This is a genomic window from Streptomyces sp. NPDC001530, assembly GCF_042894545.1.
Taxonomy (GTDB): Bacteria; Actinomycetota; Actinomycetes; order Streptomycetales; family Streptomycetaceae; genus Streptomyces.
Genome location: NZ_JBIAVS010000008.1, coordinates 305,542 through 323,076, shown reverse-complemented (window position 1 = coordinate 323,076; position 17,535 = coordinate 305,542). Strand labels below are relative to the sequence as shown.

General features: G+C 71.9%; 14 protein-coding genes. 10 read left to right on the top strand and 4 right to left on the bottom strand.

Going from position 1 to position 17,535, the window contains the following annotated elements:
- Positions 1–6 precede the first annotated feature (6 nt).
- From pcaH to ACFY0T_RS18650, 5 genes are all read left to right on the top strand, one after another.
- A complete protein-coding gene (gene pcaH, locus ACFY0T_RS18670) occupies positions 7–777 on the top strand; it encodes a protocatechuate 3,4-dioxygenase subunit beta (protein ID WP_388871204.1) in 771 nt (256 codons plus the stop codon).
- A 2-nt stretch (positions 778–779) separates the two neighbouring features.
- Entirely contained in the window at positions 780–1,343 is a 564-nt protein-coding gene (gene pcaG, locus ACFY0T_RS18665) for a protocatechuate 3,4-dioxygenase subunit alpha (protein ID WP_388871202.1), read from the top strand.
- Entirely contained in the window at positions 1,340–2,668 is a 1,329-nt protein-coding gene (gene pcaB, locus ACFY0T_RS18660; protein ID WP_388871199.1) for a 3-carboxy-cis,cis-muconate cycloisomerase, read from the top strand. The genes pcaG and pcaB overlap by 4 nt, the downstream gene beginning before the upstream one ends.
- Positions 2,665–3,792 (top strand): 3-oxoadipate enol-lactonase, encoded by a 1,128-nt coding sequence (gene pcaD / locus ACFY0T_RS18655; protein ID WP_388871196.1) that lies wholly within the window; start codon positions 2,665–2,667, stop codon positions 3,790–3,792. The genes pcaB and pcaD overlap by 4 nt, the downstream gene beginning before the upstream one ends.
- Before the next feature lie 64 nt (positions 3,793–3,856).
- Positions 3,857–4,648, top strand: a complete 792-nt coding sequence (locus tag ACFY0T_RS18650; protein ID WP_388871194.1) for an SDR family NAD(P)-dependent oxidoreductase — start codon at positions 3,857–3,859, stop codon at positions 4,646–4,648.
- Between the two features lie 189 nt (positions 4,649–4,837).
- Here the strand turns inward: ACFY0T_RS18650 and ACFY0T_RS18645 are convergent, their stop codons facing one another.
- Positions 4,838–7,507, bottom strand: a complete 2,670-nt coding sequence (locus tag ACFY0T_RS18645; protein ID WP_388871191.1) for an ATP-binding protein — start codon at positions 7,505–7,507, stop codon at positions 4,838–4,840.
- 259 nt (positions 7,508–7,766) lie between these two features.
- Here ACFY0T_RS18645 and ACFY0T_RS18640 point away from each other — a divergent pair, with 259 nt between their 5' ends.
- The 3 genes from ACFY0T_RS18640 (at position 7,767) to ACFY0T_RS18630 (ending at position 11,313) form a co-directional block, all read left to right on the top strand.
- Entirely contained in the window at positions 7,767–9,053 is a 1,287-nt protein-coding gene (locus tag ACFY0T_RS18640; RefSeq protein ID WP_388871188.1) for an MFS transporter, read from the top strand.
- A gap of 4 nt (positions 9,054–9,057) precedes the next feature.
- Entirely contained in the window at positions 9,058–10,212 is a 1,155-nt protein-coding gene (locus ACFY0T_RS18635) for an anhydro-N-acetylmuramic acid kinase (RefSeq protein WP_388871185.1), read from the top strand.
- Positions 10,213–10,293: 81 nt separating this feature from the next.
- Complete coding sequence (locus tag ACFY0T_RS18630) at positions 10,294–11,313, top strand: DUF2510 domain-containing protein (protein WP_388871182.1); 1,020 nt, start codon at positions 10,294–10,296, stop codon at positions 11,311–11,313.
- Between the two features lie 175 nt (positions 11,314–11,488).
- Here the strand turns inward: ACFY0T_RS18630 and ACFY0T_RS18625 are convergent, their stop codons facing one another.
- A complete protein-coding gene (locus ACFY0T_RS18625; protein ID WP_388871179.1) occupies positions 11,489–12,106 on the bottom strand; it encodes a TetR/AcrR family transcriptional regulator C-terminal ligand-binding domain-containing protein in 618 nt (205 codons plus the stop codon).
- A 258-nt stretch (positions 12,107–12,364) separates the two neighbouring features.
- On the opposite strand from ACFY0T_RS18625, the gene ACFY0T_RS18620 reads away from it, so the two are divergent.
- Both ACFY0T_RS18620 and ACFY0T_RS18615 read left to right on the top strand, forming a co-directional pair.
- A complete protein-coding gene (locus ACFY0T_RS18620; protein ID WP_388871176.1) occupies positions 12,365–13,303 on the top strand; it encodes a phosphatase PAP2 family protein in 939 nt (312 codons plus the stop codon).
- Complete coding sequence (locus ACFY0T_RS18615) at positions 13,300–14,256, top strand: hypothetical protein (RefSeq protein ID WP_388871173.1); 957 nt, start codon at positions 13,300–13,302, stop codon at positions 14,254–14,256. The genes ACFY0T_RS18620 and ACFY0T_RS18615 overlap by 4 nt, the downstream gene beginning before the upstream one ends.
- A 90-nt stretch (positions 14,257–14,346) precedes the next feature.
- On the opposite strand, the gene ACFY0T_RS18610 is transcribed toward ACFY0T_RS18615, so the two are convergent.
- Entirely contained in the window at positions 14,347–15,213 is an 867-nt protein-coding gene (locus ACFY0T_RS18610) for a phospholipid scramblase-related protein (RefSeq protein WP_388871170.1), read from the bottom strand.
- Between the two features lie 52 nt (positions 15,214–15,265).
- Complete coding sequence (locus tag ACFY0T_RS18605) at positions 15,266–17,317, bottom strand: phosphocholine-specific phospholipase C (RefSeq protein ID WP_388871168.1); 2,052 nt, start codon at positions 17,315–17,317, stop codon at positions 15,266–15,268.
- Positions 17,318–17,535: the final 218 nt, after the last annotated feature.

The window sequence follows — 17,535 nt, the reverse complement described above, 5'->3', positions numbered from 1 at the left end:
TCGACCATGGCTCTCACTCAGTCGGACATCGACATCGAGATCAAGGATCTGCAGGACACGTACGACAAGGCGGTCGCCGGCGGCGCGCCGGTCCGGCACCATCCGTCGCGCGACTACGCCCCGTACCGCAGCTCCCTGCTGCGCCACCCCAAGCAGCCGCTGGTCGCCGTGAACGGCGGCGACCCGGAGACGGTCGAGCTGTCGGGCCCGGTCTTCGGCGTCACCGACATCACCGAGATCGACAACGACCTGACGCTCCAGCACCGGGGCGAGCCGATCGGCGAGCGCATGACCGTCTCGGGCCGGCTGCTCGACCGCGACGGCCGTCCCGTGCGCGGCCAGCTCATCGAGATCTGGCAGGCCAACGCCGCCGGCCGCTACGCCCATCTGCGCGAGCAGCACCCGGCGCCGCTGGACCCCAACTTCACTGGTGTGGGGCGGACCCTGACGGACAATCAGGGCCGGTACACCTTCACCACCATCAAGCCGGGCCCGTATCCGTGGGGCAACCACACCAACGCGTGGCGGCCCGCCCACATCCACTTCTCGGTCTTCGGCACGGCGTTCACCCAGCGGCTCGTGACGCAGATGTACTTCCCGAGCGACCCGCTGTTCCCCTACGACCCGATCCTGCGGTCCGTGACGGACGAGGCGGCCCGCAACCGGCTGATCGCCACCTACCAACACGACCTCTCGCAGCCCGAGTTCTCGCTCGGCTACGCATGGGACATCGTCCTCGACGGTCCCTCCGCCACCTGGATCGAGGAAGGCCGTTGAGCATGACCGAGCGGTTGCTCCCCACCCCGTCCCACACGATCGGCCCCTTCTACGGCCACGCGCTGCCCTTCCCCGGCGGCGGACAGGTCGCGCCGCAGGGCCACCCCGACGCGATCACCCTGCACGGGTACGTGTTCGACGGCGCGGGCAGCCCGATCCCCGACGCCCTGCTGGACTTCTGGCAGGCGGCGCCCGATGGCTCGCTGAAGGGCGCGCCCGGCTCGATGCGTCGCGATCCGTCGACGGGCGGCTTCCTCGGGCGCAACGGCACCGACTTCACGGGCTTCGGCCGGGTCGCCACGGACGCCGACGGACACTACGCGCTGCACACGCTGCCGCCGGGCAACGCCGGGCTGCCGTACATCAGCGTGTGTGTGTTCGCGCGCGGTCTGGTGCACCACCTCTTCACCCGCGCGTACCTCGCCGACGGCGCCGACCCGCTGCTCGACTCGCTCCCGGCCGACCGGCGCGCCACGCTGATCGCGGCCGAGGGCGCGCACCGCACGTACCGTTTCGACATCCGCCTTCAGGGCGAAGGCGAAACGGTCTTCCTGGAGTTCCAGTGACAGCTGTCGACCCTGTCGGATCCGACGCCCTGCTCGCCCCCGGGTGGGCGGGCTCCCCCGCGTCGGCCGCCACCTCGGACGGAGCGTTTCTGCAGGCGCTCCTCGATACAGAGGCGGCGCTGACGCGGGCCTGGGCGGAGCTCGGCCCGGCCCCGGCCGAGGCCGCGTCGGCGGTGTCCGCCGTCGCTGCTGCGGACCTCGACGTCCGGGCCGTCGCACTGCTGGCCCGGAGCGGCGGCAATCCGGTGATCCCGCTGGTCGCGCGGCTGACGGCGGCGGTCGGCGAGGAGCACGGGCCGTATGTCCACCGGGGCGCGACCAGCCAGGACATCATGGACACGGCGATGATGCTGGTCGCGCGCCGCACCCTGGACCTGGTCCTGGCGGACCTGGACCGTACGGCGCGGGCGCTGGGCGGACTGGCCGCCGCCCACCGCGACACGGTCATGCCCGGGCGGACGCTGACGCAGCACGCCGTGCCCACGACCTTCGGACTGAAGGCGGCGGGGTGGCGGTCGCTGGTGCTGGACGCGCGGGACCGCCTCGCCGCCGTCCGGCTCCCCGCCCAACTGGGCGGCGCTGCCGGAACGTTGGCGGCCTTCACCGCCTTCGGAGCCGAGGACACGCAGGCCCTCGTGGCGGCGTACGCCCGTGAACTCGGGCTGGTGGAACCGGCGTTGCCCTGGCACACCCTGCGGACGCCGATCGCCGATCTGGCCGGTGGCCTGGCCTTCGCGGCCGGAGCACTCGGCAAGATGGCGGCGGACGTCCTCACCCTGTCCCGTACGGAGATCGCCGAGGTCGCCGAGGGGGCCGGGGGCGGGTCGTCCGCGATGCCGCACAAGGCCAATCCGGTGGCGGCCACGCTGATCGCCGCCACGGCCCGGCGCGCGCCCGGGCTCGCCGCCACGCTGTACGCGTCGATGGTCGCCGAGGACGAGCGGCCGGCCGGTGCCTGGCATGCCGAGTGGGAGCCGCTGCGCGATCTGCTGCGGCTGGTCGCCAGCGCCGCAGGCAACGCCACCGAGCTGGCCGAAGGGCTCCGGGTGAACGCGGACGCCATGCGTCAACACCTCGATCTCACCCACGGGTTGATCGTCTCCGAGCGGCTGGCCGTCGAGCTCGCTCCCGTGCTCGGCCGGGCCCGCGCCAAGGAGTTGCTGACGCGGGCCGCGCGGCGCGCCGTCGCCGAGAACCGGCCCCTCGCGGACGTACTCGGCGAGGAGCCGGAGCTCAAGGAGCTCGACCTCGCGGACCTCACCGACCCCACCCGCTACACGGGCTCCGCGGGAGCCCTCACCGACCGTGCCCTGGAGCGACGTTGACTCACAAACTGCTCAACCACCGCGCCGAGGGTCCCGCCACCGCTCCCCCGCTGCTCCTCGGGCCCTCGCTCGGCACGTCGTACGCCCTGTGGGACAAGGTCGCGCCCGAGCTGTCCGTCACCCACCGGGTCGTCCGCTGGGACCTGCCGGGCCACGGCGGTTCGGCCGCGGACCTGATCGGGCCCGGCGCGAGCGTCGCCGACCTCGCCGAGCTGGTGCTCGCCCTCGCCGACTCGCTCGGCATCGACCGGTTCGCGTACGCGGGCGTCTCCCTCGGTGGCGCGGTCGGTCTGCAGCTGGCCGCGCACCACCGGGAGCGGGTGGAAAGCCTCGCCGTCATCTGCTCGTCCGCCCACTTCAACGGCTCCAAGCCGTGGGAGGAGCGGGCGGCGGCGGTACGCCGCGAAGGACTCGAGGCGCTGGCCAAGAACGCCGACTCCCGTTGGTTCACGCCCGGTTTCACGGTGCCACGGTTGGTCGAGGACCACCGGACCGCGGACCCCGAGGCGTACGCCGCCTGCTGTGACGCGCTCGCCGCCTTCGACATCCGGGACCGGCTGTCGTCGATCAGCGCCCCGACCCTGCTGATCGCGGGCCGCGAGGACCCGGCGACGCCGCCCGCGCATCTGCGGGAGATCGCCGACGCGGTGCCCGGCGCCTCACTCACCGAGATCGCGGGCGCCTCGCATCTGGCGCCGGCGGAGCGTCCCGAAGCCGTGCTCGCGGCGCTGCGCGGGCACTTCGACGGGTACGAGCTGCGAGGCATGGAGGTACGCCGGCAGGTCCTCGGCGACGAGCACGTGGACCGCGCGCAGGCACGGCAGACCCCCTTCACCGCCCGTTTCCAGGACTTCATCTCCCGCTATGCGTGGGGCGAGATCTGGACGGATCCGACGCTGGCGCGCCGCGAGCGCAGCATGATCACGCTGACCGCGCTGGTGGCGCACGGCCACTACGACGAGCTGGCGATGCACGTCCGCGCGGCGCGGCGCAACGGTCTCACGCCCGAGGAGATCGGCGCGGTCCTGCTGCAAACCGCCGTGTACTGCGGTGTCCCGGCGGCGAACTCGGCGTTCGCGGTGGCGCAACGGGTGCTGGCGGAGGACGACGAGGCAGGTGGGTGACCCTGCTGGTGGTAGCTTCAACAGCACCCCGTACATGCCTCCACACCGTGCCTAGGGTGGAGGCATGTCCACTGTTCTGATCACCGGTGCCACCTCCGGACTCGGCCGGTACATCGCCTTCGAACTGGTCCGCTCCGGACACGTCGTCCTCGCGCACGGCCGCGACCCCGGCCGTACGGAGCGGCTGGTCGACGAGCTCCGTACCGAGGGTGAGGCGCACGGCTTCGTCGCCGATCTGGCCGCGCTGGCACAGGTGCGCGAGCTGGGCGACCAGGTCGCCCGCGCGCATCCCGAACTCGACGTGCTGATCAACAACGCCGGTGTGGGCAGTGGTCCGCGCGGTTCCGGCCGTGAGCTGAGCGCCGACGGCCACGAGCTGCGGCTCGCGGTGAACTACCTCGCCCCGGTCGCCCTCACCCGCGCCCTGCTGCCGGTGCTGCGTGCGAGCGCCCCCGCCCGGATCGTGAACGTCGGCTCGGTGGGCCAGGAACCCCTGGACTTCGACGACCCGGAGCTGACCCGGGGCTACAGCGGTGTCTCGGCGTACTGCCGCAGCAAGTTCGCCCTGGCCGCGCACACGTTCGCCCTGGCCGAGGAACTGGCGGGCACGGGCGTCTCGGTGAACGTCCTGCACCCCGCCACCTACATGGACACGGCGATGGTGCGCGAGGCCGGGGTCAGCCCCTGGTCCACCGTCGCGGACGGCGCGGCGGGTGTACTCGCCCTCGCGACACGGGAGGTGGGCACGGGTCGGTACTTCGACGGCATGAGCCCCTCGCGGGCGCATGCGGAGGCGTACGACCGCGAGGTCTGGAAGCGGCTGCAGGCGACGACGGACCAGCTCCTCGGCGCCTGAACCGGCCAGAGGGCGCGTGCGCCCTACGCGCGCCCAGGCCATGCGTGCGCCCCGGCCAGAGGTACGCGCCCCCGTCGGAGGTACGCGCGTGTGCCCCGTCAGAGGTGCGTGTGCGAGCCCCGGCCACGGGTGCATGCGCGCCCGGGCGGGAGTGCCCGCGTGCCCCCCGGCCAAAAGCCCCCGCCCCGCCTAAAGGCCCGCCAGCGCCGCCTCCGCCTGCCGCACCAACCCGTCCGCCCCGCACGAACGCGCCAGTGTCAGCCCCTTGTTGAGCTCCGACACCGAGCGGGCGGCGATGCCGTGTTCGACGCGGGCCGCCGCGTGTTCGTACTGGCAGGGCGAGGCTTCCAGGTAGGTGACCGCCTGGGCGGCCAGTCGTACCGCGCGCTGGCCCGTTTCGAGGGCCGCGGCGCAGCGGAGCGCCTCGCCGATGGCCGTGTCGGTGCCGAAGCGCTCGGCCTGGCGGCGGGCCTCGGTGGCCAGGGCGGCGGCGCGCGCCGGGTCGTCCGTGGCGAGGGCCCGGGCGAGGTCGACCGCCCAGGGAGCGAGCACCGTGTTGTGGTGACCGCGCGCGGTGGCGGCCTTCTCGGCCGCCTCCAGTTCGTTGATGCCCTCCTTCGTGCGGCCGGCGGCGAGCAGCAGACGGCCGCGGACGGAGCGGGTGTCCGGGAGCACGATGGTGGACGGGTACGGGGGTGCGAAGCCGTAGCGGTCGGCGATCTCCGCGGCTTCCTGGACACGGCCGCGGGCGAGCAGCGTGTCGATGAGTCCGCAGGTGGCCGACCAGTACAGGGGCAGCCCGCGCCCGACCCGTTCGGCAAGACGCAGCGACTCGCGCTGGTAGGTCTCCGCGTCGGCGAGGCGGCCTCGTCTGCGGTGCGCGAGGCCGAGGTAGGCGTTGGCCAGGGAGAGGTGACCGCCGCTCCAACCGGCCTTCACATAGGCGTGCAGGGCCTCGCTGAACAGGCTCTCGGCCCGGTCGAGCCGGTCGGCGTAGGCGTACGCGCTGCCGAGCATGAGAAGGAGTTCGACGCCCCACTCGGTGTCGGTCCAGCCGAGTCCCGGTGCGAGGCGGCCGTTGACGAGGGCGCGGTCGCACAGTTCCACGACCTCTTCGGCGTTCTCGCCGCGTGTCATCGCGTCGAAGCCGCGCAGTATGAGCAGCGCGCGCTCGGAGTTGTCCCGGCCGGTGCAGGTCCTGACGAGTTCGGCGAGACCGCGGGAGTGTCCCGAGGGGCGCTCCTCGCCCGCGTGGATGCCCTCCCACATGTAGTGCACGGCCGTCAGTCGCATCCGGTCGGGTCCCGGTTCCAGCCGGGCGGCCTCCGCGTCGACCGTGCGGACGGCCTCGTCGAGCTGGTCGTTGTGGAGCAGCGCCTGGGAGAGCCGGAAGACGGCGTCCACGCGCATGTCGTCCTCGAGGCCGGGCCTTTCGAGGGCGGCGCGCAGATGGTTGATCGTCGTGGAGGGCGCGGTCAGGAGTGTGGCGCAGCCCAGTTCGTAGAGCACGCGCGCGTGGACCTCGGGAAGCGGGGGCTCGGCCAGCGCGCGCTCCAGGCAGCGCCTGGCCGCGTCGGGCGCGCCCACGGCGAGGTGTTCGCGGGCGGCCTCGCGCATCTGCTCGACGAGTTCGGGGTCGTCGTCCGGATGGACTTCGAGGAGGTGGCGGGAGGCCGCGGCGGCGCCCCGGCCGGACTCCGTGACCGCCCACGCGGCCTGGCCGTGCATCGCGGTGCGCAGGGCGTCCGGGATCGAGCGGTAGACCGCGGTCGCGATGAGCGGGTGCACGAACTCCAGCTCACCGTCGGGCACTTGGCCGTACGTCGGCTCGGTCCTGGTCAGGATGCGGGCGGCGCCGAGCAGTTCGGCGCAGCGGACGGCCTCCTCGGTCTGCATGCCGGCGAGTTGGGCGGCGAGGTCGAGGGAGATCCCGGTGCCGAGGATCGCGGCCGCCCAGGCGAACCGGGTGGCGTCGATGCCGAGTCCTTCGAGGCGGGCGACGAGCCCGCGGCCGCGGGCGGAGCGGTTCAGGTCGCGCAGCTCGGCGGCCGAGCCCTCGGCGGGCTCCAGCGCGCTGTCCTGCACCTTGGCGAGCAGTTCGACGGTCTCGTACGGGTTGCCGCCGGTGACCGCCCACACCTCGCGGCAGAACGGTGCGTCGGCGTGCTCCCCGAGTGTGGCGCGGGTCAGTCCCTCGGCCGCGGCCGGGGTCAGCGCGCTCAAGGTGGTGACCGGTCGGGCCGCGGCGGCGACCATGTCGAGCAGCCGGGCGCTCTCGCCGCTGACCCCGCCGGGACGGCGGGCGACCACGACGAGGACGGACAGGTCGTCGAGGCGCTCGGCGAACGCGGCCAGCCAGCGCAGCGTCTCCTGGTCGGCCCAGTGCGCGTCGTCGATGAGCAGTACGAGCGGCCACTCGCGCTTGGCGAGCCTGCGCACCGCGGCGACCAGCCCGTCGCACACGCCTTGCGGGTCGGGCTGACGGTCACCCGGTTCCGTTATCCCGAGGGCGGGTCCGGCGATGTCGTACCAGTCGCCGAGGTATTCGCGCGCCTCCTCGGGCATCAGCGAGACGAGGGCGGGCTGCAGCAGCTGTCGTACGACATTGAAGGGGACGGACGTGACGGTCTCGCCGCCGCGTGCCGACCACACCGCGCAGCCGCTGCTCTCCGCGATCCGGCGGGCCTCGGCGAGGAGCGCGGTCTTGCCGAGGCCCGCCTCGCCGCTGAACACCAGCAGGCTGCCCGAGGAGGCGGAGTCCGCGCGCAGCGCGGCGATCGCCTCTTCGAGGGTGGCGACTTCCGCATCGCGCTCCCACAGGGAAGCCGAGGCGACCGCTCCGGGCCGTGCCTCCGTCATCCCGCTACCTCCCCAGGTCGCCCAAACGACGTACTGACAACGAGCCTAGCCGCCGCGAAGCCCCAGTGGAGGCGGGTCCGGACAGCTGTTGCCGAGACGAGTGACAGCGATATCGCGGAGGCGACGCTGCGGAGCGTCCACCTGCCCGTGTGAAAGTTATTGACAGTCAACAGGCCGCGAATTGAAGCTAATTTTCCAACATCAGTCTCCGTCGCGGCCGGGACCGCCCGGCCCCGGCACGCCCCCGGGAGGAACCGGCATGAGCGCCCCCGCGCACGACTCGGACCTGCGCGCCGCCCGGCCCGAGCACTCCCGCAGAGCCCTGTTCGCGGGCTCCGTGGGGAACTTCATCGAGTGGTACGAGTTCGGGATCTACGGCTATTTCGCGACAGTCATCGCGGCGCGCTTCTTCACACCGGAGGGTGGCAGCGAGGTCGAGGGCCTGGTGAAGACGTACGCGTCCTTCGCACTGGCGTTCTTCTTCCGCCCCGTCGGCGCGGCGCTGTTCGGACGGCTCGGCGACCGGATCGGGCGGCGTCCGGTGCTGATCCTGGTGATCGCTCTGATGACGGCGGCGACGACCCTGATCGGAGCGCTGCCCACGTATGCCACGGTCGGCGCTCTCGCCCCGTGGCTGCTCACGTTCCTCCGGGTGCTCCAAGGGCTGTCCGCGGGCGGGGAGTTCGGGGGCGCGGTCTCGGTGATGACGGAGTTCGCGCCGCCCGGCAGGCGGGGACTGTACGGGTCGTGGCAGTCGTTCACGGTGGCGCTGGGGCTGCTGGGCGGCGCGGGCGTCGCGGCGCTGCTGGCGACCGTGCTCAGCCCGCACGAGCTCGAATCCTGGGGCTGGCGGCTGCCGTTCCTGCTCACGCTACCGCTCGGCCTCGGCGCGCTGTGGCTGCGGTTGCGGCTGGACGAGACGCCGTCCTTCGAGCGGGAGCGGCAACGGGAGCGCCCGCCCGGCCGCGAGGTGGCCGCGGCGATCGCGCTGGGCGCCGGGCGCGTCATGGGCTGGGCGGCGGCCGGTTACACCTTCCTGGTCGTGCTGCCCTCCTACCTCCAGAGCACCCTGAACGCCTCCTTCCAACAGGCACTGCTCGCCACGGTCCTCGCCAACCTCGGCTTCGCGGTCACGATCGTCCCGGCGGGACTGCTCAGCGACCGGATCGGGCGGCGCCCCGTGATGCTCTCGGGGGCCGTCCTCGTCACCGTGCTGGCCATCCCGCTGCTCAACCTCCTGCAGGACACCGGGACTTCGAACGCGGTGAAGGGTGTCGCCGTGTTCGTGGCGGGTGCCGTCGTCGGGCTGATGGCGGGGCCCGGCCCGGCGATGCTCTCCGAGATGTTCCCGACGAGCGTCCGCTACACGGGCCTGGGACTCGCCTACGCCCTGGCCAATGCGGTGTTCTCGGGCTGTGCAGGGCTCATCATCACGGAGACCATCAAACGGACCGGGAGCGTGGACATCCCCGCGTACTACGCGGCGGCCACGTGCGCGGTGAGCGTGCTCGCGCTCTCCACGCTCCGTACAGGGAAAGGGAGTTGAGCAAGTGCGGGTGATCGGTCTGATGTCCGGCACGTCGTACGACGCGATCGACGCGGCGGCCGCCGAAATGGCCCTCGACGGGGACAGCCTCGTCCTGCGGCCTCTCGGGCTCGTCAGCGAGGCGTACGACGACGAACTGCGCGACGCGCTCGCCGCGGCGCTGCCGCCGGCCCCCACGAGCCTGGCCGAGGTGTGCCGCCTGGACACCCTCATCGGACAGGCCTTCGCGGCGGCAGCCGTCCGGGCCGACCGTGAACTGTGCCACTCGGGTGGCGAGTTGGTCGCCTCGCACGGCCAGACCGTCTACCACTGGGCGGAGCACGGGCAGGTGCACGGCACCCTCCAGATCGGGCAGCCCGCCTGGATCGCCGAGGCGACCGGGCTGCCCGTGGTCGCCGACTTCCGCCCGCGTGACATCGCCGCGGGTGGCCAGGGCGCACCGCTGGTGAGCCTGGTCGACCTGCTGTGGCTGCGCGGCCGGCCGGGGACGCCGGTGGCGCTGAACCTCGGCGGCATCGCCAACCTCACCGCGCCGGACGGCACCGCCTTCGACACCGGGCCCGCGTGCGCGCTGGTCGACGCGGCGGCACGGGGGCTGAGCGGCGGGCGCCTCGACTACGACGTGGACGGGGCCCTCGCCGCTCGCGGCACCGTCCACGAGCCCCTGCTGCAGCGGCTGCTCGCCGAGCCGTACTACGCGTTGCCCGCGCCCAAGACGACCGGCAAGGAGCTGTTCCATCTCGGCTATCTGCGCGACGCGTTGGCGGGCTTCGGGACGCTGACCGCGGAGGACGTCATCGCGACCCTCACCCGGCTCACGGCCCGGACGGTGGCCGACGCCGTGCGCGCCGTGCGGGCCACGGAGGTGATCGCCTCCGGCGGGGGCACCCGCAATCCCGTCCTCATGGCGATGCTCGCCGCGGAGCTTCCCGGGGTGGCGCTGCGCACCTCCGACGAACTGGGGCTGCCGTCGGCCGCCAAGGAGGCGTACGCCTTCGCCGTGCTGGGTTTTCTGACGCTGCACGGGCTCGCGGGCACCGATCCGGCGAGCACCGGCGCCCGGCACCCCAGCGTGCTCGGGTCGATCACTCCGGGCAGGGACGGGCTGCGGCTGCCGCCACGGGCGGACCGGGCGCCGGTACGGCTGGTCCTTAAGTGACGCCTCCCGGAACAGTCCCGGAGTGACGCCTCCCCGAGCCCTCTCATCCGCCTTTCACCCAGGGCTCATACGGTGGGCACCATGACGCAGGTGACTCCTCCCGGCTGGTATCCCGACCCCGGGCAGACAGATGACGCTCCCGCCACCGAGCGCTGGTGGGACGGTAAGGCATGGACGGATCAGACCCGCCTCGTCGGGTCGGCCGCCACATGGGGTCCCCCGGCACACCCACCGGCCGCCGGACCGTATCCGGCCTTTCCCCCGGGCTCGCCGCGGCGCGGACTGCGCACCGGCATCGCCGTCGCCGCGGCGATCGCCGTCCTCGCGGGCATCGGCGGCGGTGTGTACGCGCTGACCAAGGACGACGGCAACGGCGGCAACAGCGCGAACTCCCAGGGACCGGGCGGGCAGAACGGCCAGGGCGGACCCGGGGGCGGACAGGGTGGCACGGGTGGTCCCGGGGGCGGCCAGGGCGAGTCGGGCGGCCCCGGCGGCCTGCCCGGCGGCTCCGGCGGATCGGGCGGTCAGACCCCGGCACCCGGTCAGTCCGCGCAGCCGCAGACCGAGGACGGCTATGCCGTCGACGCCGTCAGCGGTATCAGCATCCCGATCCCCGACGACTGGACCGCCAAGGCCAACACGGCCGGGGCCGCGATCGCCACCAAGGACACCTACAAGTGCCCCGGCGACACCTCGGAGGACTGCCAGCGGGGCGGCGCGTACTCGGCTCCCGCGCTCGCGCAGCGTCTGACGTCGACCACGGCGGAGGCGGCGGCCAAGGAGGACATCTCCAAGAACGCCACCGAGTCGTACGGCAAGGGCTACGGCACGATCACCTCGCACACGGAGCTCGCCTCGAAGGCGGTCACCGTGGCCGGTGAGAAGGGCTATCTGGTCCGCTGGAAGGTCGTGACGAGCAAGGGCGACGACGGTTACGTCGAGTCGCTCGTCTTCCCCTCCCCCGCCGACTCGAAGTCCCTCGTCGTGGTCCGTTTCGGTATCGACGTCAGTTCCAAGGCGCCCAAGCAGTCGGTGATCGACACGATCACCAAGGGCATCAAGGTGGCGTCGGGGGCCGGCGGCAACGGGCAGAACGTGTAGCCCGTACACACAGGTAGTCCGTACACCCGTACCTACGGACATGGATCGGCCGGGTGGGGCGCCCCTCCGCTCAAGAGGAACCCCACCCGGCCGGGGGGTGCGCGCCGCCCCCGTCCCCACGGTGCGGCGCGGAACAGGCCGACGTCCGGTCATCCCGCGGACGGCGACCTGAGTCTTATGTCAGGCCGAGGGCCGGCAGCACGACCGCCTCCACGAACTGTGTGAGATACGCCGCATCCGCATGCTGGCCCTCCAGGACGGGGCGAATGCGCAGGATGCCGAGCAGCTGAGCCGGGATGAACTCCAGAGCCGGATGGTCGGCGGCGATCTCACCCCGCTCGACCGCGCGGTTGATCATCTGCCGGAGCTCCACGACCTCGGGCTCCACAAGCGCCTCGCGCAGCGCCTGCTGAAGCTCCTCGTCCTGCATCACGGCATTGCTGAGGCCCTGGAGGAGCTGGGTGCTGTCCCGCCCCGGCCACTCGCCCGCGGCCCGCGCCGCCTCGCGCAGGTCCCCGGCGAGCGAGCCGGTATCGATCCCGGCGAACCGCGGACAGCGGTTGGCGCGCAGCGCCGCCGCCACGAACTGGGGCTTCGTCCTCCACTGGCGGTACAGCGTGGACTTGCTGCAGCGGGTGCTCGCGGCCACGCCCTCCATGGTGATGGCCTCGTAGCCGCACTCGCGGATCTGGTCGAGCACGGCGTCGTAGAACTCCTGCTCACGCTCGGGCGTGATCTTGGAGCGGCGCGAGGCGACAACCGTCTCCGGTCCGTCTGCGGCCTGCGACGTCATGGCTCTTCTCCTCGCTCAATCCGGTTCGTTCCGGTGGTCCACGGTGTCCCGCTTCACACAGTCTAATCGATACGCCAGTGTACCGGTACGGATCCGTATCGGTACACTGGCGTATCGGTACAGTGCCGTATCGGTTCACTGCCGTATCGATGAGCCTTGGACAGGATCCACTCCTCTGTGGAGTGGGGGTCGAGTGGATCCTGTCCTGGGCTCACCGCGCACCACCCCACGCAAGACCGTCAGCAAGGGGGCCGGGGGATGGATTCCCGAACCGAGCCTGCAGAGTCCGCATCAGAAGCAGAACCGGAGCCGCCCGACGCGGCCATACGCCGGGCGTCGCCACGCGGCGCCCTCGCAGAGCCGCACGGGCGCTCCGCCGACGCCAAGCGGCACGCGCGCGCCGCCGACGCGAAGTGGCCCGCGCACGACACCGCGGCGCGTCCGCCGCTCCTGCGTGAGCTTCTGCTCGTCGTCGGGCTCTTCGTCGTCTACAAGGTCGGCCGGCAACTGGCCACCGGCCACACCGGCGAGGCGTTCGGCAACGCGCACCGGGTGTGGGACCTGGAGCGGGCCGTGCACCTGCCGGGCGAGGGCGCCGTGCAGACCGCACTCCTGCACAGCGACACCCTCGTGCACCTCGCGAACACCTACTACGCGACCGTCCACTTCCCGGCCACCGCGGCCTTCCTGATCTGGCTCTACCTGCGGCGCCCGGCCCACTACATCTGGGCCCGCCGGGTCCTCGCCGTGGTCACCGCCGCCGCCCTGGTGGGGCATCTCGCCTTCCCGCTCGCGCCGCCACGCCTGATCGGCGAGGCGGGTCTCGTGGACACCGGGCAGGTGTACGGGCCCACGGTGTACGGGGCGCACCCGGCGACCGACTCGATGGCGAACCAGTTCGCCGCGATGCCGTCGCTGCACTTCGGCTGGGCGCTGATGGTGGCGATCGGCCTGATCGCGGCCACCCGGTCCCGATGGCGCTGGCTGTGGCTGCTGCATCCGCTGCTCACCCTGCTCGTGATCGTCGGCACGGCGAACCACTACTGGCTCGACGCGATCGTCGCCACCGCGCTGCTCGGCATCGCGCTCGCCGTGATCCACCTGCCGCACCGGACGGTGACGACCGCGGGCCGCGCCCAGACACGCGTCGACAGCCCCGTACAGGACATGCCGGAGCTCGTGGGGGCGGGGCGATGAGCGCCACTCTCACCGCCGTCGTCCTGTCCCTGTTCTCCGCCGTCGCGTACGCCGCCGCGGCCGTCGCCCAGGAGCGGCTCGCCTCCCGGTCCGTCGGCTCGGGCACACTGCGGCTGCTGGCCAGCGGCGCCTGGTGGTGGTCGGTGGTGCTCAACGCGTCCGCCGCGCTGCTGCATGTCGCCGCGCTCAAGTACGGCCCGCTCACCCTGGTGCAGCCACTCGGCGCGCTCACGCTCGTGGCGGCGGTGCCACTGGGGGCGCGGGTGGCCGGACGGCGGGTCAACGCGGTCGAGTGGCGCGGTACGGCGCTCACGCTGATCGGCCTGGCCGCGCTGCTCGTCACGACGTCCGGGCCCGCGCCCGACGACGTGCTGAGCGTGCCGCAGGCGCTGGCCGTCGCCGGTACGACAGCCGTGCTGATCGGCGGCCTGTCACGGCCGGGCGCGCGGCCGGGGCTGCGGCACGCGACCGCGTCCGGGTTCGCCTCGGGTGTCGCCTCGGCCCTCACCCAGACGGTGACGGTGGCCGCGACGGACCGCTCGGGCTCGCTGCTGAGCGCCCAAGTGGTCGTGGTGGCACTGCTGGTGGCGACCTTCGCGGCGGGCGGACTGCTCCTGTCGCAGACCGCGTACCAGGGTGGTCTCGGCGCACCGCTCGCCGTCGTGACGCTCGCCAACCCGGTGGCCGCCGTGGTGATCGGCCTGTCCCTGCTCGGCGAACGCCTTCAGGGCGGCGCGGCGGGCGTACTGCTGGCGCTCACGGGAGGGGCGATCGCGGCGTGGGGCGTGGTGACGCTGTCGCGGTCGGCGCCGGAGCCCGTGGCCGTGCCCCCCTCCGTGGTGGACGATGACCACCCGGTCGCCGCGGTGCTGGCGCTGGGGCCCGGATCAGCGACGTACGAACCCTCGTTGGTGCCCCAGCAGCCCAACTCGGGTCATCTGACCGCGCACTAGCGCCGGCTCTCCGGCGTCAACGGCAGAAGGACGTCAACGGCAGAAGGGCGGTTGCGGATCTCCGCAACCGCCCTTCTGTCTGTGTCACTGTCAGCCCAGTCCGCGGGAGTCCTGCTTGAGCGCCGTGTCGACGGTCAGTGCCGTCGCGACGACGAGGCTCAGCAGGGGCTCGGGGAGCTGGAAGTGGATCTGCAGGACGTAGTTGTCCGCAGTGGTGAACATCGTCTTGGCGAGGCCTTCCCAGGTCTTCGTGATCCGGGCGACCTCGTTGTCCGCGTGGTCGACGATCGCGAAGTTCCAGGCACGCCAGTTCTCCGCCTTGATCGCGCCGACCTGCCGGCCGTCGACGTTCATCGCGAAGTTGATCTTGCCGATCATGTTCTGCTGCACGATCTCGCCGACCGGCGAGCCGTCCGGACGCGACACGATCACCCGCGACTTGAGGAACTTCGCGGGGCGGGTCAGCAGCAGCTGCGGCTGACCGTACGCGTCACGGATCTCCAGCTTGTGGGTCAGGAACTGGTCGAGGCTGGAGACGAAGCGCAGGATCTTCCTGAACACGCCCTGACCGACCTCGGTGACCGAGCCGATCTGGTTGCCGTTCTGATCCATGACCTTGTACTCGTTGGTCACCTCGATCAGCTTGGCCTTCTGGTTCACCACCAGGACCGGTTCGGTGAACAGGGTGCCGCCGCCGGCGCCGCTGGGCGCGACCCCGGCCTGCTGCTGCACCTGTCGCTGCACGCGCTGGTCGGGACCCGCGGCGGGCTGCTGGGGCTGCTGGGCGTATGCCTGCTGGGGCTGTTGGGCCTGCTGCGGTACCTGCTGTGCCGCCTGGGCCTGCTGGTCCGCATTCGTGTGCTCGGTCCATTGCGAGCCGTCCCAGTAACGCAACGTCTGGGGCGCCCCGTGGGGATCCGGGTACCAACCTGCAGGAGTGTTCGAATGCGTGGTCACCGGGGCACACTACCGCGAGATGGCCGGAAAACAATCGGCACTTGGGTAACCATCAGCCGGTGACGATCGCCGGGTCGCTCACACCGGGCAGACCGTTCTCGACATGTCCGGCGAATCGCCGCAGAAACGTCGCGTCCGCGTCCGACACGACGGTCAGGTCGTACCAGCGCCTGCTCGCCCGCAGATCCACCGTGTACTTCACGGTCGCGCCCGCCCGCACCTTGAACGACTGCGCCTTTCCGCCATAGCCGTTGGTGAGCTCGAGACTCACCGTGCCCGAGCCCTTGTTGGTGAAGGTCAGCTCCACGTTGCCGCCGGCATGGCGCGCCGTGACCTCGGGTCCCGCCGCCTTGCCGGGGCCCTTGAAGGTGCGCAGGAAACCGTTCGGACCGTGCACGGTGAGGTCGTACGAACCGCCGGAGTACGCCGAGTTCCAGGTGTCCGAGATCGTCTTGCCCGCCTCGGTGGTGTACGTCCAGGGGCCGTCGGTGCGGTTCCCGGAGGTGACGAGGAAGGCGGCGCCGGCCTTGGCGCCCGAGCCGAAGGTGAGCGTGAACGTGCCGGCCGCCGGGTCCGCCGAACCGTCCACGCGCGGCGCGTACTTGAGCGGGCGGGCCGCGCGCGATCCGCGCTCCTGCTTGGGCAGCACCGGGTTCGCGGGCGGGGTCGGCACGTAGTCGGGGTGGCGGTCGTGGTCCGGCGGCTCATACCCGTCGGTGTCCGGCAGCGCGACCGGCTTCGTGTCCTTGTGGGCGAAGTCGAAGGCGGCGGTGAGGTCGCCGCTGATCGCGCGCCGCCAGGGCGAGATGTTGGGCTCGTGCACGCCGAAGCGGCGCTCCATGAACCGGATGATCGAGGTGTGGTCGAGCGTCTCGGAGCAGACGAAACCACCCTTGCTCCAGGGCGAGACGACGAGCATCGGCACACGCTGGCCGAGACCGTAGGGTCCCGCCGTGCGGCTCGCGTCACCCTTGTAGAGGTCCGGGCCGACATCGACCGTGGACTTGCCCTGCGCGGCGGACTGTGGCGGGAACGGCGGCACGAGGTGGTCGAAGAAGCCGTCGTTCTCGTCGTACGTGATGAACAGCGCCGTCTTGCTCCAGACCTCGGGGTCGGAGGTGAGCGCGTCGAGGACCTGGGAGATGTACCAAGCCCCGTAGTTGGCGGGCCAGTTGGGGTGCTCGGTGAACGCCTCGGGCGCGACGATCCAGGAGACCTTCGGCAGCTTCTTGCCCCGGACGTCGGCCTTCAGCTGGTCGAAGAAGCCCTCGCCCTTGCGGGCGTCGGTGCCGGTGCGGGCCTTGTCGTAGAGCGGGTCGCCGGGCTTGGCGTTGCGGTACTGGTTGAAGTACAGCAGCGAGTTGTCGCCGTAGTTGCCGCGGTACGCATCCGAGATCCAGCCCCAGGAGCCGTTCGCGTCCAGGCCGTCGCCGACGTCCTGGTAGATCTTCCAGGAGATCCCGGCCGCTTCGAGGCGCTCGGGGTACGTCGTCCAGTCGTAGCCGACCTCGTCGTTGCCGAGGACGGGCCCGCCGCCCTTGCCGTCATTGCCCGTGTAGCCCGTCCACATGTAGTAGCGGTTCGGGTCGGTGGAGCCGATGAACGAGCAGTGGTAGGCGTCGCAGATGGTGAACGCGTCGGCGAGCGCGTAGTGGAACGGGATGTCCTCGCGCGTCAGGTACGCCATCGTCGTCGACGACTTGGCGGGCACCCATTTGTCGTACTTGCCCTTGTTGAACGCGGCATGTCCGTCGCTCCAGCCGTGCGGGAGGTCCTGGATGAACGCAAGGCCCAGGTCGTCCGCCTCGGGCCGGAAGGGGAGCACGTCCTTGGTGCCGTCCGACTGGTACCAGACCGACTTGGTGCCGGAGGTCGTGGCCGGGCGGGGGTCGCCGAAGCCGCGGACGCCTCTCAGTGAGCCGAAGTAGTGGTCGAAGGAACGGTTCTCCTGCATCAGCACGACGACGTGCTCGACGTCCTCGATCGTGCCGGAACGGTAGTGCGCGGGCAGCGCCGCGGCCCGCTGGATGCTGCTGGACAGCGCGGTGAACGCCGCGGTGCCGCCGGCGAGTTGGAGGAAACGGCGCCGATTCACTTGAGGCATGGGTGGGTGACCTCTTGTCCTGACGGGCCCGGTCGGCCGGATGGTGAGGGAACGTGCGCGGTTGGAGTGTTCCAAGAGCACCAAACGTCAGGGAAGGGTCCTGTGGCTCCTATGTGAAAGTCGGCGGTACGTGAGGCGAACGGTTTCGGACGGGCCGTCAGCCGATGGCTGCTGCGAGGGCTCACCCCCACTCCGGCCCGCCGGTGGCCCGTAGCGTC

Bases quoted from the DNA above. Each gene is read 5' to 3' on its own strand.
- pcaH (WP_388871204.1), top strand. From the start codon at position 7: ATGGCTCTCACTCAGTCGGACATCGACATCGAGATCAAGGATCTGCAG.
- pcaG (WP_388871202.1), top strand. From the start codon at position 780: ATGACCGAGCGGTTGCTCCCCACCCCGTCCCACACGATCGGCCCCTTC.
- ACFY0T_RS18650 (WP_388871194.1), top strand. From the start codon at position 3,857: ATGTCCACTGTTCTGATCACCGGTGCCACCTCCGGACTCGGCCGGTAC.
- ACFY0T_RS18645 (WP_388871191.1), bottom strand. From the start codon at position 7,507: ATGACGGAGGCACGGCCCGGAGCGGTCGCCTCGGCTTCCCTGTGGGAG.
- ACFY0T_RS18640 (WP_388871188.1), top strand. From the start codon at position 7,767: ATGAGCGCCCCCGCGCACGACTCGGACCTGCGCGCCGCCCGGCCCGAG.
- ACFY0T_RS18630 (WP_388871182.1), top strand. From the start codon at position 10,294: ATGACGCAGGTGACTCCTCCCGGCTGGTATCCCGACCCCGGGCAGACA.
- ACFY0T_RS18625 (WP_388871179.1), bottom strand. From the start codon at position 12,106: ATGACGTCGCAGGCCGCAGACGGACCGGAGACGGTTGTCGCCTCGCGC.
- ACFY0T_RS18620 (WP_388871176.1), top strand. From the start codon at position 12,365: ATGGATTCCCGAACCGAGCCTGCAGAGTCCGCATCAGAAGCAGAACCG.
- ACFY0T_RS18615 (WP_388871173.1), top strand. From the start codon at position 13,300: ATGAGCGCCACTCTCACCGCCGTCGTCCTGTCCCTGTTCTCCGCCGTC.
- ACFY0T_RS18605 (WP_388871168.1), bottom strand. From the start codon at position 17,317: ATGCCTCAAGTGAATCGGCGCCGTTTCCTCCAACTCGCCGGCGGCACC.